At 71.0% G+C, this 16642-nt stretch carries 12 protein-coding genes; 10 read left to right on the top strand and 2 right to left on the bottom strand.

The genetic code is table 11. The features are described 5' to 3' along the window. The first annotated feature begins 48 nt into the window (after positions 1–48). The 5 genes from DPM19_RS17340 to DPM19_RS17320 all read left to right on the top strand — a co-directional run bounded on the left by DPM19_RS17340 (position 49) and on the right by DPM19_RS17320 (position 7773). Positions 49–1170, top strand: a complete 1122-nt coding sequence (locus DPM19_RS17340) for a serine hydrolase domain-containing protein (RefSeq protein WP_111868955.1) — start codon at positions 49–51, stop codon at positions 1168–1170. Positions 1171–1455: 285 nt separating this feature from the next. Next, positions 1456–3525, top strand: a complete 2070-nt coding sequence (locus DPM19_RS36790) for a fibronectin type III domain-containing protein (RefSeq protein WP_111868954.1) — start codon at positions 1456–1458, stop codon at positions 3523–3525. A gap of 50 nt (positions 3526–3575) precedes the next feature. Next, complete coding sequence (locus DPM19_RS17330) at positions 3576–4571, top strand: AAA family ATPase (RefSeq protein WP_233510229.1); 996 nt, start codon at positions 3576–3578, stop codon at positions 4569–4571. 2 nt (positions 4572–4573) lie between these two features. Then, entirely contained in the window at positions 4574–5680 is a 1107-nt protein-coding gene (locus DPM19_RS17325) for a DUF58 domain-containing protein (protein ID WP_111868952.1), read from the top strand. Further along, positions 5677–7773, top strand: coding sequence for a transglutaminase domain-containing protein (locus tag DPM19_RS17320; RefSeq protein ID WP_111868951.1), 2097 nt, complete (start codon positions 5677–5679; stop codon positions 7771–7773). The genes DPM19_RS17325 and DPM19_RS17320 overlap by 4 nt, the downstream gene beginning before the upstream one ends. 108 nt (positions 7774–7881) lie before the next feature. Here the strand turns inward: DPM19_RS17320 and DPM19_RS36785 are convergent, their stop codons facing one another. Together DPM19_RS36785 and DPM19_RS17310 are read right to left on the bottom strand one after the other, a co-directional pair. Beyond that, positions 7882–9720 carry a serine/threonine protein kinase gene (locus tag DPM19_RS36785; protein WP_146778897.1) on the bottom strand — a complete coding sequence of 613 codons (1839 nt, stop codon included), beginning with the start codon at positions 9718–9720 and terminating at the stop codon, positions 7882–7884. A gap of 32 nt (positions 9721–9752) precedes the next feature. Next, a complete protein-coding gene (locus tag DPM19_RS17310; RefSeq protein WP_111868949.1) occupies positions 9753–10379 on the bottom strand; it encodes a transcriptional regulator in 627 nt (208 codons plus the stop codon). A 17-nt stretch (positions 10380–10396) separates the two neighbouring features. On the opposite strand from DPM19_RS17310, the gene DPM19_RS17305 reads away from it, so the two are divergent. The 5 genes from DPM19_RS17305 to murD all read left to right on the top strand — a co-directional run bounded on the left by DPM19_RS17305 (position 10397) and on the right by murD (position 16523). After that, positions 10397–11998: a pyruvate, phosphate dikinase gene (locus tag DPM19_RS17305; protein ID WP_111868948.1), complete on the top strand. Its 1602-nt coding sequence runs from the start codon at positions 10397–10399 to the stop codon at positions 11996–11998. Positions 11999–12187: 189 nt separating this feature from the next. Then, positions 12188–12949, top strand: a complete 762-nt coding sequence (locus tag DPM19_RS17300) for a sulfotransferase-like domain-containing protein (RefSeq protein ID WP_146778896.1) — start codon at positions 12188–12190, stop codon at positions 12947–12949. Between the two features lie 16 nt (positions 12950–12965). Beyond that, positions 12966–13952 carry a class I SAM-dependent methyltransferase gene (locus DPM19_RS17295; RefSeq protein ID WP_158566808.1) on the top strand — a complete coding sequence of 329 codons (987 nt, stop codon included), beginning with the start codon at positions 12966–12968 and terminating at the stop codon, positions 13950–13952. A gap of 19 nt (positions 13953–13971) precedes the next feature. Continuing rightward, positions 13972–15222, top strand: coding sequence for a hypothetical protein (locus DPM19_RS35290; protein ID WP_158566807.1), 1251 nt, complete (start codon positions 13972–13974; stop codon positions 15220–15222). Beyond that, positions 15186–16523, top strand: a complete 1338-nt coding sequence (gene murD, locus DPM19_RS17290; RefSeq protein ID WP_158566806.1) for a UDP-N-acetylmuramoyl-L-alanine--D-glutamate ligase — start codon at positions 15186–15188, stop codon at positions 16521–16523. Before DPM19_RS35290 ends, murD begins: the two co-directional genes overlap by 37 nt. Positions 16524–16642: the final 119 nt, after the last annotated feature.

Raw genomic sequence — 16642 nt, 5'->3', positions numbered from 1 at the left:
GGGGCCGTCCCGCTCCGGGCCAGGTCCCAGGCGCTAGGTTGTGCGCTCATGGCACAGGTGCATGGTGATTGTGACGAGCGGTTCAGCGGGGTGCGCGACGCCCTGGCCGCCAGCCTCGACCGCGACGACGTCGGCGCCAGCGCCGCCGTCTTCCTCGACGGCCGGCCCGTCGTGGACGTGTGGGGCGGGTACGCCGACGCGGCGCGCACCGTCCCCTGGGAGCGCGACACCATCACCAACGTCTGGTCCACCACCAAGACCATGACCGCGCTGTGCGCCCTGATCCTGGCCGATCGCGGTGATCTGGACCTGGACGCTCCCGTCGCCGCGTACTGGCCGGAGTTCGCCGCGGCCGGCAAGGACGCGGTCCTGGTCCGTCACCTGCTCTCCCACACCGCCGGCCTGCCGGTGTGGGAGGAGCCCATCACCGTCGAGGACCTCTACGACTGGGATAAGGCGACCTCCTTGCTGGCGGCCCAGGCCCCGCAGTGGGAGCCGGGCACCGCCTCCGGCTACCACGCCCTCACCCAGGGGTACCTGGTCGGTGAAGTGATCCGCCGGGTCACCGGCACCACCGTGGGCGCTTTCCTGGCCGCCGAGGTCGCCGGGCCGCTGGGCGCCGACTTCCACATCGGGCTGGATCCCGCCCACGACCATCGCGTCGCACCCAACCTTCCCGGCCCCCGCCCCCGGGAACCCAGGGCCGACATCATGGGCAAGTTCACCAACCCGGCGGTGGGGGCGCGTGAGGCCTCGTCCCTGCCCTGGCGGCGTGCGGAGATCCCGGCGGCCGGTGGGCAGGGCAACGCCCGTTCCGTCGCCCTGATCCAGTCGGTGCTGGCCTGCGGGGGAGAGGTGAACGGGGTCCGGTTGCTGTCGGAGGCCGGCTGCCAGACCGTTCTCCGCCAGCAGTCCGACGGCAAGGACCTGATGCTCGGCGTCCCGTTGCGCTTCGGCATGGGGTACGGCCTCAACAGCCCCGCCGTTCCCGTCTCACCCAACCCACGCACCTGCTTTTGGGGCGGTTACGGCGGTTCCCTGATCATCGTTGATCTCGACGCCCGGCTGACCATCGCCTATGTGATGAACCAGATGCTGCACCCGGGCACGCTGGGCGACCTGCGCGGCGCCTCCATCGCCATGGCCGCCTACGGGGCCCTCGCCAGCTGACCTTGCCGAGCGAGGAGCCGGCCGCCCGCGGCTCCTCGCTCGGCGCCGGTGATCGGGTGGCCGCGGCCGGGACGCCATGCGTGACACCCGACGGGGAACCCCGGACCGTCAGAAAACCCCATGTCTGCGAATTGATCGGTAATGATCGTTCATCTACCATCAAGACTTCGCTAAGGAAGATCGCGTTCACTGTCGGCGGGCGCCTGTCCCCGCGCCGCTGTCCAGGGCACCGGTCACCGCAGGGCCGTCCTGCGGACCGCCGCCCCCCGACGGAAAGGGACCTCCGTGACGGAGCGGCTGGCCTCCACCCTGCACCGGCTACGCGCCGGAGCCTCGGCGGGAACCGTACTCACCCTGGCCATCGCCCTGGTCGCCACCGTCCTGGGGGTCGGGGCACTCGGCCGCACCACCGTCGTCTCCGACGGCAGCGCCTGGCTGTGGAGCAACGAACCCGGCCAGGTGAGCCGCGTCAACGCCCACACCGGACGGGTCGACCTGCGCCAGCCCGTCATCGACGCCCGCGGCCACCGCATCCGCATCACCCAAAACGACGGGCACCTGATCCTCCACGACCTCGACACCGGCCAGGTCACCTCCGTCGACCTGGCCTCGCTGGGCTTTTCCGGCCGGATCGAACTCGGCACCCGCGGCGACTACCGCTTCGTCCTCGGCGACCGCGCCGCCTTCATGATCGACCGGACCCGCGGTGAGATCCGCACCGTCGACCCCGCCACCCTCCAACCCACCGGCGCGGCCCTGCGCCTGCCCGGCCCCCTCGTCGGCGGGGACTTCGACGACACCGGGGTGCTGTGGGTGGCCGCACCCGGACAGGGCACCGTCATCGGCGTCAAGGCCGGGCCCGGCCGCCCGGCCGTCGCGCACACCGTTCCCGTCGCCGTACCCGGCCGTGACCTGGCCCTGACCGTCCTGGACGAGGGAGCGCTGGCCGTGGACCGCGGCAGCCGCACCTTCACGCCCGTCATCGACGGCGCCGCCCGCCCCCTCACCGCGCCGATCCCGCTCACCGGCGCCCTGCTCCCCGAACGCACCCACGGCCCGCTGGCGGCCATCACCGTCCCCGCCGCCCGCGCCGTCGTCACCGCCACCGACCTCACCGGCGACCCCAAGATCACCACCACCCGGCTCGCCGCCCCCACCACCGCGACCGCGGTGCCCTTCCGCGGCCGCCTCTACCTGCCCGACCCCACCGCCGGCCGCGTCCGCGTCTACGAACCCGGAGGCTCCCAGGTCCGTGTCGTCACCGTCCCCGGCGGCCGGGGCGAACTGGATCTGCAGGTACGCGAGCAGAACCTGTTCATCAACGCCCCCGGCGGCAAGAACGCCGCCGTCGTCTCCCCGGACGGCGACATCAAGGTCGTCGACAAGACCGAGGGCCCCTCCACCATCGGCGGCGACAAACCCCGCCGCACCCCCACCCCCGGGCAGCCCTCCCGGCCGGCCCCCGGACAGAACCCCGAACGCCCCACCCCACCGCCGGCCCGCCCCACCCCGCCACAGCCCACCCACGACCCCACCGTCGACCCCACCCGGCCTCCGGCGCCGCCCGGCACCCCCTCCCAGGCGCCCGCACCGCCCACCGGCCCGCCCGCCCCCGCACCCGCCGACCCACCCGGCGCACCCGTCCCGGTCACCGCGCTCGCCGGAGACGCCCAGGTCAGGCTGTCATGGGCGCGCGCCCACTCACCGGACGCGCCGGTCCAGGAGTACCGCATCACCTGGAACGGCGGTACCCAGACCGTCGCGGGCACCCGGCTCAACACGGTGATCACCGGGCTCACCAACGGCCGCGCCTACCGGTTCCGCGTCACCGCCGTGAACCAGCACGGCGCGGGCCCCTTCGCCCAGTCAGAGCCCGCCACCCCCACCGCCACCCGCGCCGCCACCCCCACCGACGTCTTCGCCGAGCTCAGCGGCGGCGTCGTCGTCGTGTGCTGGAACCAGGTCCCCGGCGCCGCCAGCTACGTCGTCACCTCCATCGCGCACGAGGGCGGCTCCTACCCGACCCGCACCACCGACGGCAGCGACACCGTCATGGTCGACGGCCGGGTCAAGGTGGAACTGCGGCTGGCAGGCCTGCCGGCCGGATCATGGTCGTTCACCGTCGTGGCCCGCACCGCCGGCGGCGGCAGCAGCCCCACCAGCGCCCCCAGCAACGCCATCCGGGTACACGCAGCCCCCCCGCCGCAGCAGCCCCCCGCACAACCACCCACCAGCCCCGCCCCCCAACCGCCCGGCACCCCGCCCGGCACCGGGGGAGGCGGCATCATTTCCGTCGACCCCGGCGAGGTCGACGACGAACCGGGCATGGTCCCCGGCCATCCACCGGCAGGCTGAACCCCAGCACCCCTCGTGCCCTGACCCGCACCCCGATCCACCGAGGCCCCGTGACCACCCCCGACACCCCCCTGACCGCCAACGAGGCGGCCATCGCCGCCGACGAGGTGGACCGCCTGGCCACCAGCATCGAAGCAGTCGTCCTCGGCAAACCCGACATCGTCCGGCTCGCCCTCACCGCCCTGTTCAGCGAAGGCCACATCCTGCTGGAGGACGTCCCCGGCGTCGGCAAAACCACCCTGGCCCGCGGCATCGCCGCCGTCCTGGCCGGACAGTGGCGGCGCATCCAGTTCACCCCCGACCTGCTGCCCGCCGACGTCACCGGCGTCACCATCTTCAACCAGGCCACCGGCGACTTCGCCTTCCACCCCGGCCCCGTCTTCGCCAACGTGGTCATCGCCGACGAGGTCAACCGCGCCTCACCCAAAACCCAGGCGGCCCTGCTGGAAGTCATGGAAGAACGGCACGTCACCATCGACGGCACCCGCCACCCCGTACCCCGTCCCTTCCTCGTCGTGGCCACGCAGAACCCCGTGGAGATGGACGGCACCTACCGGCTACCCGAAGCCCAACTCGACCGGTTCCTCATGCGCCTGTCCCTGGGCTACCCCGACGCCCCCGCCGAACTGGCCCTGATGCGCGGCGGCGCCGCCCGCTCCCCGGACACCATCGAACCCCGCACCGACACCAGGGGAGTGGCCCTCATGGGCGAACTCGCCGGCCGCGTCCACGTCCACGACCACATCTACGAGTACGTCCTCAAGCTGGCCCGCCACACCCGCGAACACCCCGACCTGCGGCTCGGCGTCTCCCCACGCGCCACCGCCGCACTGGTCCGCACCGCCCGCACCCTGGCCCTGGCCGACGGCCGCCCCTTCGTCGCACCCGAGGACGTCAAAGCACTCGCCGGCCCCGTCTGGGCGCACCGGCTGCTGGTCACCCCCGACGCCGCACTGCGCGACCTGACCGGCACCACCCTCATCGAGCAGATCCTCGACCAGACCCCGGCCCCCCGCCCCGGGGAGACCTACACCGCCCCCGCCTGATCATGCCGACCACCCGTGGCCGGGCCACCGCCGCCGCCGGAGCCGCCCTGGCCGCCGCCGGCCTCGTCCTCGGCCACCCCGAACTCACCCTGCTGGGCGTCCTGGCGATCACCGCCGTCGCGGCGGCCCTGACCCAGGTGCACCGGCCCACCCCCCTCACCGCGACCCGCGTGCTCGCCGCCCGCCGCACCACCCCCGGCACCGCCCTCGACGTCGTCCTGCACCTCACCGCCCGGCACCCCACCCAGGTCACCGAACGCATCGACGGACCCGACGGGCTCACCCACCGCCCCCTGCCCGACCCCCACACCCACCCCGGGCCCAGCACCTACCAGATCACCGCCGACCGGCGCGGCACCCTGGACCTGGGACCGGTACGCACCCTCCGCACCGACCCGCTCGGCCTGGCCGCCGCCACCCGCCACCACGGCGGTACCGACCGCATCTGGGTCCACCCGCCCACCCACCGGCTGCACCCGGCACCCGGCGGCACCCTGCCCGACCACGACGGCGGCACCGACGCCGCCCGCACCGGCGGCCTGACCTTCCACGGACTACGCGACCACGTACCCGGCGACGACCTCCGCCAGGTCCACTGGCGCGCCTCCGCACGCCATGGCCGCCTGCTGGTCCGCGAACACGTCGACACCTCCCACCCCCGCCTGCTGGTCCTCGTCGACGAGCACACCCCGAACCGGGACGCGCTGGACGAGATCGCGGCCGCGGCCGCCTCCCTGCTCATCACCGCCCTACGCGCGGGCCACGGCTGCGAACTGCACCTGTGCGGCGGCCGCCGGCACACCGTCCACGCAGGATCGGCCACCGGCGCCACCGTCGTCCTGGACGCCCTCGCCGAACTCATCCCCACCCCCACCGACCCGGTACGCGCCTGCCGGCTCCTGGCCACCCGGCCACCCGCCGACACCGCCGTCCTCCTCACCGCCTCCACCGACACCGCCACCCTGGCGGCCTTCGCCGCGCTCAGCGCCCACCACCGCACCCTGGTCGCCGCACTGATCGGCGCACCCACCACCACCGCCCACCCCGGAGTGCGTCTCCTCCACGCCGCCACCGCCGCCGACTTCGCCCGCCAGTGGAACAGAACGTGACCGCCCGCCCCGCCCTTCTCCTCGCCGCAGCCACCACCGCCCCCGCACTGGCCTTCGCCCCCGGCTACACCGACCCGGCCGTCCTACTCGCCCTGCTGGGCGTCACCGCCACAACAGCGGTCGCCGCCACCAAAGCCCTGGTGCGCCGCCTCCCACCGACCGCCGCCCTGCTGGCCGGGCTGCCACTGGTCCTGGCCGCCGTCGTGGCCCTCGCCGGCTGGCGTCCCGGGCAGGCCCCCGCAGCTCCCGGGACCCTGGCCGCCGCCATCGACGCGCTCGTGCACTCGGGCGCCCGGGTGCTCACCACCACTCCGCCCGTCCCCACCACCGTCGACACCCTCACCCTGCCCCTGGCCGGCACCTGGCTGGCCGGCGCCGCCGCGACCCTGGCCCTCCACGCCCACCGCCCCCTACTGGCCCTGCTCCCACCCGTCCTGCTGCTGGCCGGCGCCCTCGTCCTGGCCGGCCCGGACGCACCACCGGCGTACTCCGCCGTCGCCGTCCTGGTCGCCGCCGGCACCGCCCTCCTCGGCGACACCGGCCCACGCACCCTGGCCACCGCCGCCGCCCTGGCCGGCGCCGCCCTCCTCGGCGGGACGCTCGTCCCGGCCGACTGGCCAGTACGGCCAGCCGACCCCCGCGCCGCAGCCACCCCACCCAGCGCCCGCCAAGAAGCCCTCAACCCGCTGGGCTACCTCCCCGCCTGGACCGCCCGCCCCGACCAGCCCCTCCTGGACGCCCGCACCACCCGACCGGTCGACCTCCGCTGGGTGACCCTGACCGACTTCACCGGCCTGACCTGGCTACCCGAAAGCGCCTACCTACCCGCCGGCGACACCCTCCCACCCGCCGACCCCACCCCGGCACGCACCACCCCCCACCAGGCCACCCTCACCATCCGCCAGCTCCCCGGCCCCTGGCTGCCCACCCCCGGCCACCCCCGCCACATCACCGGGCTCCCCATCGCCCACGACACCACCTCGGGCACCCTGGTCGCCCGCGACGGACACGCCACCGGCCACCGCTACACCATCACCGCGGACGTCCCGCTGTGGAGCACCGCCGACACCGCCCGCGCCCTGGTCCCCACCGACCCGACCTTCGACCGCTACCGCGAACTACCCCCCGGCGCACCCGCCCGCATCCGGGAGATCGCCGCGATCGTCGCCGGCACCACCAGCCCCTACCAGCAGGCCGCCCGGCTCGCAGACCACCTGCGCACCGGCTACGACCTGGACGTCCGCGCCCGCGGCGGCCACGGCTACGCCAACCTCGCCGCCTTCCTGGTCATGCCGGGGGAGGGGCGCCGCGGCGCGGGCACCGCCGACCAGTTCGCCAGCGCCTTCGCCGTCCTGGCCCGCGCCGCCGGCCTGCCCAGCCGCATCACCGTCGGCTTCCGCCCCGGCCACCCCGACAGCGCCGGCACCCGCCACATACGCACCGGCGACGCCACCGCCTGGGGAGAGATCTACTTCGACCGGGTCGGGTGGGTTCCCTTCGACGTCACCCCGGGCGGCCGCACCACCGGATCCCTCGCCGCCCCCCAAGGCCCCGAAGCGGCACCCGCACCCGCCCGGACCGCCCCCCGCCCGGCGGCCGCCACCCCGACACCCACCCCCGCCCAGCCGCCCGGGCAGGACCCGGACGGCGCCTCCCGGTCCCGATCGCCGCTGCCGGCCGCCGTCGCCCTCCTCGTACTGTCACCGGCCGCCATTCCGTTGCTGCGGCATCGCCGCACCCGGCGCCGCCTCCACCGCGGCACCGCCCAGGAACGGGCGCTGGGATTGTGGGCCGAACTCATGGACGGGTTGCGCCTGGCCGGCCGCCAGCCGCCCGCCGGGCGCACCGCGTCCGACATCATCAGCGACATCACCCGGGCCGAGGACCGTACCCAGCCCGCCCATCTCGAGCGCCTCGCCGCGCACGTCACCGCCGCCGCCTTCGGCCCGCCCGCCACGGCCCGGCCCCTGGACCCCCAGGAGATCGACGCCGCGATCATCGCCGTCCACACCCATCTGCGGGCCCTCCGCCGCACCCGCCCCTGGCCCCAACGCGCACTGTGGTGGCTGGACCCCCGCCCCCTGTTCTGGTGACCCGGCGCTCAGCACGGTTCAGGCCGACGTCCGCGCGCCGAGGCCCGGCGCAACGCGGAACGCCCCGTCACCACCCCGTCACCGCCGCCCGTCAGGCCGCCGGCCCCCTCACCCCGTCCCACGCCGGGTGCAGACGGGCTCGGCCGCGGCCACCTGATCGACCGACAGCACCGCCACGACGGTGAAGCAGTAATTCACAGCCGGGTTGAGCCCCGCCACCTCCGCCCGCGCCGTCCCGGCCGGCGCCTCCGCCAGAGTCGTCGGTGTCCGCCCGGCCGGCCCGCCCACCACATAGTGCGGTGCCTTCCCTCCGGTACGGTCCCGCCACGACAGCGTGGCGACGACCTGGCCGTCCACCACCCGGATCCCCTCCGGAGCCCGCCGCGGGTCCGTGCGCGCCGCCCCCGGCGAACTGGCCGGTGAAGGGGCGGCGGCCGGCTCCTGCCCACCGGACCCACCAGACCAGGCGAGCACCCCCACCACGACCAGGCCCAACACGACCCCTCCCGCGGCAGCCGCGACCAACCGCGACCGCGACTGCGGCCGCCGCGGCAGCGGCTCCGGCGGGCGCGCCGGACCAGGCGGAAGCTCCCAAGGCTGCCACGCGACCTCCTGCGGCTCCTGACCGCCCGACACGCCCGGGCCGACCTCGGCCGTGTGCCAGGCGCCGATCTCCTCCCGCCCCGCCACCACCTGCTCAACCGCCGGCGGCTCCGGCTCCGCGGCGAGCCCCGCACCCTCAGCGGCCCCATCGGTGCCCGCGTCAGTGGCCCTGCCTGAGACTTCTTCGACGGCCTCGCCAGGATCGGCCTCCGCGGCCGGCGCAGGGGAGGGGAGAGGCTGATCGAAGCTCCGCAGCCACCCCCCTTCCAGATCGAGAACGGCCGGCGGCAGGACGGGCCCCGGTTCGGGAACGAACGGCACCAGATCGTCCCCCGACGAACCAGCCGCAGCCCCAGGAGCCGGCCCCGCGGCGGGGGAGCCGGGCTCGGGATCGTCATCGAAGCCGAGGGCGTCATCGGGCCCGCCGTCAAAGAACGTCCAGCCCAAAAGACCCGCACCGGCGTCTTCGCCCTGATCGGCCCCCGGCTCCGAGGGGACCGCCTCGGCCAGGGCTGCGGTGAAGTCCTCGGCGCGGGCGTACCGGTCAGCGGGATTCTTGGCCAGCCCCCGGGCCAGCACCTGCCGCACCCCGTCGGGCACGTCACCACGGGGCACCGGCGGCGCGACCTCGGTCAGCAACCGGTCCCGGTACGCGAAAGGATCCTGCGTGATCCTGCCCGGATCGGCGAACGGGGAATGCCCGGCCAGCAACGTCCACATCGTCGACGCCAACCCGTACACATCCGAAGCGGGCGACCAGGCACCATCCCGCACCGTCTCCGGCGCGGCATGCTCATCCACCGTCCCCGGCCCCGGCAACGCCCGGGAAACCGGGAAACCCACCAGCACCGGGCCCCGCTCGGCCCCCAGCACATTGCCCGGGGTGACCCCGCCGTGCGACAACCCCGCCCGATGCGCCACCGCCAGCGCCTCCGCGACCGCCAAAGCGACCTCGACCGCCTCGGCCACCGGCAGGGGACCACGCTCGGCCAGGATCTCCGCGTACGACCCCCAAGGGCAGTACTCCATCGCCACGTACGGGCGACCCGTCGTGGTCACCCCCGCGGCGAGGACCTCCGCGATGCGCGGGTGCACCGGCGGCCACGGCAGATCGGCCGGCACCCCGTCCCGACGCAACACCTTCAACACGACCTCGGCGCCGGACTCCTCCTGCCGCGCGTGATAAATGACCGCACCATCGCCCCGGCGGAGCAAGGAGATCGAGCGAAACCCCGAAACCAACCGCGAAACCGGTTCATCCCCTTGCATGATCGACATACCGCCGCATCTTCCCACCACCAGCCGACCACAGCCAGACCAGACACGCTCTTCACCTCCCGCCACCCGCACAGGCGACAGGAAGACACCAGGAAGACTCAGTGGCGCGGAATACCCAAAGTGACGAGCAGATCCTCATGCAACTGGAACCAAACGGTGTGGTACGACGAAAGATGATCCACCACATACTCCAGCTCACCGGACCTGACCCGCGTCAGCGCATCGGTCAGCCGCACCCGATACCGCCGGAACCGCGACAACACCGCCGACAGGTCCGCACACACCACATCGGCACGCCGGTCCAGATCCGCGAGCCGCCCCAGAACCCGAGCGTCATAAGCGGGATCAGAATGGTCGTTCGACGTCACCACACCGTCAACGGACCGCATCTGCCAGGCCGTACAAAGATCGAGCAACTCCGGGTTGAGCACCAGAAAACCCTCGAACGCCCTGGCCACCGCAGCCCGAGCACCGGCCGCATCCAACTCGACGGAGATCCGCTCGGCATCCGCCACCCGGCCGGCATCGGTCACACCCCACCCACCGAAGGCACCCGGAACCCGGGTGACAAGACCGGCCACCGCCAGATCAATCAACTCCGACTCAACATCGGCCTCGGGCAGCCCCACCGCCTCCGCCACACGAGCCAGCTCGACGAACCCGACGCACCGAAGAGCATGCAACACCAACAAGTCAGCGCTGGTCGAACGCGACGAGTCCGGCACGCCGTCATGCTATACCGATGACCTGGATCCACCCGCTCACGGCAGACAACACACACACCGCGAGCACCCTCGGCGGCAAAGGACACGGCCTCACCACCCTGCAACGCCTCGGCCTGCCCGTACCCCCGGGATTCATCATCAGCACCGAAACGTGCCGGGCCTTCCTCCGCGACGGGCACCTCCCCACCACCCTCGACGCCGAACTGGCGGCCGCCCTCACCGACCTCGAAACGACCACACGGCGACGCCTCGGCGACCCCGAACGGCCACTGACGGTGGCGGTCCGCTCCGGTAGCCCCGCACCGATGCCCGGCATGATGAACACGATCCTCAACCTCGGGCTCACCACCGAGACCACCGCGGGACTCGCGACCGAAACAGGAGACCCCAGGTTCGCGCTCGACTCACGCCTGCGCTTCCTGTCCAGCTTCGCCTCAGCCGTCCTCGGCCCGCACCCCGCCCACCCCGCACCCGCACACGACACCGACCGGACCCGCCTCACCCAAGCGATCCACCACCTCGAGAACCTCGTCCGCGAACGAACCGGCGAACCCGTCCCCGACGACGCGACACAGCAGCTGAAGACGGCCATCGCAGCCGTGTTCTCCTCATGGGACACCCCACGCGCCACGACCTACCGCGAACTGCACGACATCCCACACGACCTCGGCACCGCCGTCACCGTCCAGGCCATGGTGTTCGGAAACCGCGACGCCCACAGCGGCACCGGTGTCGCCTTCAGCCGTGACCCCAACACCGGAGAGAACGCCCCCTACGGCGACCTCCTACCCGGCGGCCAAGGCGAAGACGTCGTCTCCGGACGATCCACGACCCACCCCCTGACCGAACTGGCCCGACGGGAGCCCACGGTGTGGGCCGACCTCCACCACGCCATGGACCGCATCGAACGGCACTACCGCGACGCGTGCTACGTGGAGTTCACCTACGAATCGGGCCGGCTGTGGCTCCTGCAGGCACGACCCGCCCGCCTCACCGGACGCGCCGCCATCCGCGTCGCGGTCGACCTGGCCGACGACAACACCATCGACCGCAACCAGGCACTGCTCCGCATCACCCCCCACCACCTCCGCCACGCCCGCACACCCCGACTGGCGCCGACCGCCACCACCGACCTGTTCGCCCGAGGACTGGGCGCCTGCCCCGGCGTCGCCACCGGCAAAGTGGCGACCACCGCCGACGCCGCGGCCCGCATGGCCGCCGACGGACCGGTCATCCTGGTACGCCCCCAGACCTCCCCACTCGACATGCACGGCCTGGCCGCCGCCACGGGAGTCCTCACCGCCCGCGGCGGACCCACCAGCCACGCCGCCGTCATCGCCCGAACAATGGGCAAACCCGCCGTCGTCGCGGCCACCGACCTCACCATCAACGCCACCGCCGTACACGCCGGCGGACGCACCCTCCCCGAAGGCACGCTCATCACCATCGACGGAACCGGGGGAGAGGTCGTCGTCGGCCACCACCCCACCACCACGGCCACCACCGACCCCCACCTGCACCGCCTGCTCCAATGGGCCGACGCAATCTCCGGCGACACCGCAGCCCGCACCGAGACCGAACGCCTCACGGCCGCCCACACCGCCCTCCGCACCACCTAGCCACCGGCGACCATCCGACATTCGTCAGAGCGGACACCCCACGCATGCCCTACCGCGGGGGAGGCGTGATCGTGCCTCTTCGCCGAGCCCGGTCAACAAACGTGCGGGTCCGAGACGCGATGACCATGCCGTAACGTAGAGCGATGTACCGGTTGCTGATCGTAAGCTTACCGAGTTACAGTACCTGCCATGAGGAGGAGGAAGGGGTCGGTTAATCCCTCCGTCGCGTTATGGGCGGTTCCCCGTTCGATATCGACAGCGGTTGAACGCATGATCTCAGAACGCGGCGACTTCACGGTCTTCGCCGAGCCCTTTTCAGCGTATTACTACTACAGCGACGAACGGGCGAGCTATCGTTATCTACCGGCCGGCAGCCCCCCGGAAGCCCAATGGTCGTCGATTCTTTCCAAGATCACCGACGCGGCGGATACGAGCGCGGTTTTCGTTCGGGACATGGCGTATCATGTCGCGCCGCGGACGGCCGAGGTAGCGCGACTCCCGTTCGTGCATACGTTCATCATCCGCCATCCGCTCCGAGCATTGTTGTCGCTGCACCGGCTGCTGCCGGACTTCACAGCCGATGAAACAGGGTTCGAGGCGCAGTACCGGCTGGCCCGAGAAGTGCAGGCAGTCACCGGAAATCCGCCACTGATAATCAACGGTGACGAACTGCGTGACGCGCCCGAGAACATCGTGCACTCATATTGCGACAGGGTCGGCATACCTTACCTACCCGATGCCCTCAGCTGGGAACGGGGAATGAGGAAGGAATGGGGCCCGTGGGCGAGGTGGCATCATGATGTGGCCGCAAGCACCGGGTTCCGGCCGAGGGACGCGATCGACCATAGCGCCACCACGCTCCCGGCGAGGGTAGATGCGGTCTACGAGAAATGCCTCGACGCCTACCTGGGCATGGTCGCGTTGAAGGAAGCGGCAGATAATGCGATATAACAGCATCCCAGCTTCAGTGAAGAAGTACGTGATCGAAGATCAGGAAGCCGTCGACTCGTACCTCACGACACTGGGCGGTGGACACTTCTCCGACACAGCGACGGGCGGCGATTACGCCTCGTCGGTCAGTTCGATCCCCTACTGCAAAAACATCGGGATCAGGGGCCTGCTCGGCGCCGTCAGCCCCGCCCCTGGCGCGGACGTGTTCGACATGCTCGGCGGATCGGGCCAGGTCGCTCTCGCCGCCCAACAGTATGGGCTGTGCAGTTTTGCAGATGCCATCATCACCGCTGATATCGAGATCGACCAGGTGGAACGAGCCCTGCGGCGAGGACTTCGCGCCGTTCCCCTGGATCTGGCAGATCCCCGCATCATTCGGAACTCCTCGGTTCACCATCTTCTGTACGCCTATGGCTTTCACCACCTGAGCCCGGACGCGAGAGCCTCCGCCGCGCGGGAGGCGTACCGGATCCTGAAGCCGGGAGGAACCGCAGTCTTCTACGACGGAACCATCGGCACCACCACCGAGCGGATATCGTCACTCGTCGTCGATCGGTTGTCCGACCACCCGCACAAGTACCCGCATCCGACCGTGGACGAGATCGAGGCCGCGGCGGAGGCGGCAGGGCTGGAGCTACGCGGAACCTTCCGAATCCTTGATCCACAGATCTTCCTGTCCGCAACCGGCAGCCAGGCACGGCAACTCGCCGCCCAGTACTACGCAGACCACTACGCGATCGACTCGCTGTCGTGGGAACTCCTGCACGACCACCTGACCGATGCGTACCGTTCGAGCAACCCGATCGACGCGCCGGAAATGAGCACCGGTCGGCAGGAACTGGCCGGCTGGCTTCCCTGGAACGAAACGTACTCCGGACCGACGAGCGCCAAACTACTCCAGGCCATTTTCCCGTGCGGATGGGATACGCCCGACGAGTCCTGCCGGGAATGCGTCGTCATTCCCCGCGAAGGCGTCGCAGTGATCTACAACAAACCCCAATAGCCACTGGTACGGGGATGAGATGACAGAAAAGATCCTACTCATCGGTATCGGCTGCGTGACCATGAAGTACGCACCAGCGGCGCTCCGACGTGCAGGCTACGAAGCCGTTGTTCTCGGTAATATCCAACAGTTCTCCGGCGAATCCCGCACCGCACTTCGAACGTGCGCATCCCATCAGACCGACATCGAAGACCCGGGTAGCGTAACGAGTCTACTCGCGGAGCGTCCAGAGATCCTGGCCGGCGTCGTCGCGGTGACGTCCCTATGGGATGAAAAGTTCCCGCTGGTGGAGCAAGCGGCGGATACACACCACATTTCCGGCCCGGACCGGGCAATCTCATTACTCTCACAAAAGGCCGTCGTCAACCGGACGATTCCCGAGTACTGCCCACGCGGATCGATCATCCACCGCCGCTCGATCGCCGACGCCGACCTCACCGCGATTGCCGCGTCACCCTCCGGGTCGGTATTGAAACCTTCACTGAGCGCCGGCGCGCTCGGACAAGCCTACTTTCCGTCCGCTGACGTATCGATCGACGAGGTGCGCGCAGCGATAGACACATCAGAACTGCCCGACGCGGATACCCAGGAGTGGATCCACCAGGAACGCATCAACGGAGACCTGTTCAGCCTGGAGGGTTTCGTTGAGCAGGGTGCCATCACTTTCCTTGGATTCTCGCAACGGATGCGGGTGGGATTGACCGAGGTCGGTAACGCTTTCCCCGCGGACGTATCGCTTTCACCCGCAGCCCGACAACGGTGTCGCGATAGCGTGACCACGCTGGTACACCGCTCCGACCTCCGAAACGGTTACTTCCACTGCGAGTACCTCGTGGCAGGCGACGAGTCCTACCTGATCGACGCGAACATCGGACGGATCGGCGGCGGAACGATCGTCGAGCAGATCGCGCTTGCCTACCATGTCGACCCTGTCGAGATCATGGAACATGTCGTCCTACTGCCACTCGGCAGATCAATACGCGCACCCTCCTACGACAGCAGTGGGCCGCTGACCCAGACCATGGCGTTCTGGTACGGGCTGGAGTCCGGCGGAACCGTGCTGGGCACCGTTCCGCCGAGCGACTCGGTGTGCACTCATACGCAGTTCGCGGAGCCAGGGGGACTGGTTCCAGCCATCGGCACATCGGACCGCGCCTGGGTGGGCATGCTGACCGGCCCCTACGAGGACGCCATTCGCGATATCGAACATGTGAAGATCGAGACCAATTCCGGGTGGGTCAAGCCGTTCCACACAAGGATCGGCGGCTGAGGCGCGTGAAGGAACACCGCCTACGGGTAGCCGTGATCGGTCACGGGGTGGAAGGCCAAGCCGCCGTCGAGTACTGGCGGGCACAAGGGCACGCAGTGGTGATCCATGAGCGCAGCGGTACGGTCGAACCCTACGGGGGAGTCGAGGTCGCCGATGAGTACCTGGCCGGCGTAGAGAGCGCCGAGCTGATCGTTCGCAGCCCCAGCGTGCGTCCCGATTCCCTGCCCACCGGGATCCCCGTCACCAGCGTGATCGGCGAGTTCATGAAGCGGTGCCCGGCGCGGGTGATCGGTGTGACAGGGACCAATGGCAAGGGCACCACGGCCACCGCCGCCACCGCAATCCTGCGTGCCGCAGGCCGCACGGCGTTCGTGGCCGGCAACATCGGTACCCCGCCGCTGTCCCTGCTCAGCAGGATCAAGGCCGAGGACGTGGTCGTGCTGGAGCTGTCCAGCTTCCAACTGATGGACTTGACGCTCTCCCCACAGGTGGCGGTGGTCCTGCCGATCACACCGGACCACCTGAACTGGCATCACGACCTCACCGAGTACGAACAGGCGAAGGCGGCGATCGCCGCCTTCCAGTCACGGCAGGACATCGTGGTATACGCCGCCGACAGTCCCCCCGCTGCCCGGATCGCCGCCCTCAGCCGGGCTCAGCGGCGAGTCCCACTCGGGCGCCCGGAGGGCATGGACATCCGCCCCAACGGGATCTACCTCGGGGGAGAGCAGGTAGTGGACGCCCGCGATGTGACCCTGCCCGGGCGGCACAACCTGTTCAACATCGCCGCAGCCGTCGCCGTCACCTACGACCTCGTACATGGTGACCTCGACGCTGTGCGCACCGGGGTACGGGCGATGGAAGGGCTGCCGCACCGACTGCAGACCGTGGCCATCGCGGGCGGCGTGCGGTGGGTGGACGACTCATTGTCCACCACACCGCAGAGCACCCTGGCCGCCACGGACGCCTACGACGGACCGAAGGTCCTCATCCTGGGTGGTTCGAGCAAGGGCGTCTCCTTCGAGGACCTCGCAGCCGGTCTGCGGGAGCGGCAGGTCCGAGCCGTGCTGCTCATCGGCGAGGAGGCCCCCCACATCGCCGCAGCCCTCGACGCCGCGGGCGTGCACGGCTATGAACACGCGCCCGGCCCGATGGCTGATCTGGTGGCCCGCGCTGCCGCGGTGGCTCGGCCGGGTGACACGGTTCTGTTGTCCCCGGCCTGCGCCGCTGTCGGGGAGTACCGCGACTACGCCGACCGCGGCAAACAGTTCGACGAAGCGATCCGCCGGCGTGTCCTCTGAGCCGCTGATGTGATCAGCGGCCGTCTTGCTCGGGGCGAGAAGGCCGGTGCCCTCCGGGGCAGGAGGTGTGCGCTCGATAGCCGACACGATTACCAGCCAAGGACACTTACTTAACATAA

This window comes from Actinomadura craniellae, assembly GCF_003289645.1.
In the GTDB taxonomy this organism is placed as follows: Bacteria; Actinomycetota; Actinomycetes; order Streptosporangiales; family Streptosporangiaceae; genus Actinomadura_D; species Actinomadura_D craniellae.
The sequence above is the reverse complement of the archived record's forward strand: the minus strand, read 5'-3'. Positions and strand labels throughout refer to the sequence as shown.

Bases quoted from the DNA above. Each gene is read 5' to 3' on its own strand.
- DPM19_RS17305 (WP_111868948.1), top strand. From the start codon at position 10,397: ATGACCTGGATCCACCCGCTCACGGCAGACAACACACACACCGCGAGC.
- DPM19_RS17340 (WP_111868955.1), top strand. From the start codon at position 49: ATGGCACAGGTGCATGGTGATTGTGACGAGCGGTTCAGCGGGGTGCGC.
- DPM19_RS17325 (WP_111868952.1), top strand. From the start codon at position 4,574: ATGCCGACCACCCGTGGCCGGGCCACCGCCGCCGCCGGAGCCGCCCTG.
- DPM19_RS35290 (WP_158566807.1), top strand. From the start codon at position 13,972: ATGACAGAAAAGATCCTACTCATCGGTATCGGCTGCGTGACCATGAAG.
- DPM19_RS17300 (WP_146778896.1), top strand. From the start codon at position 12,188: ATGAGGAGGAGGAAGGGGTCGGTTAATCCCTCCGTCGCGTTATGGGCG.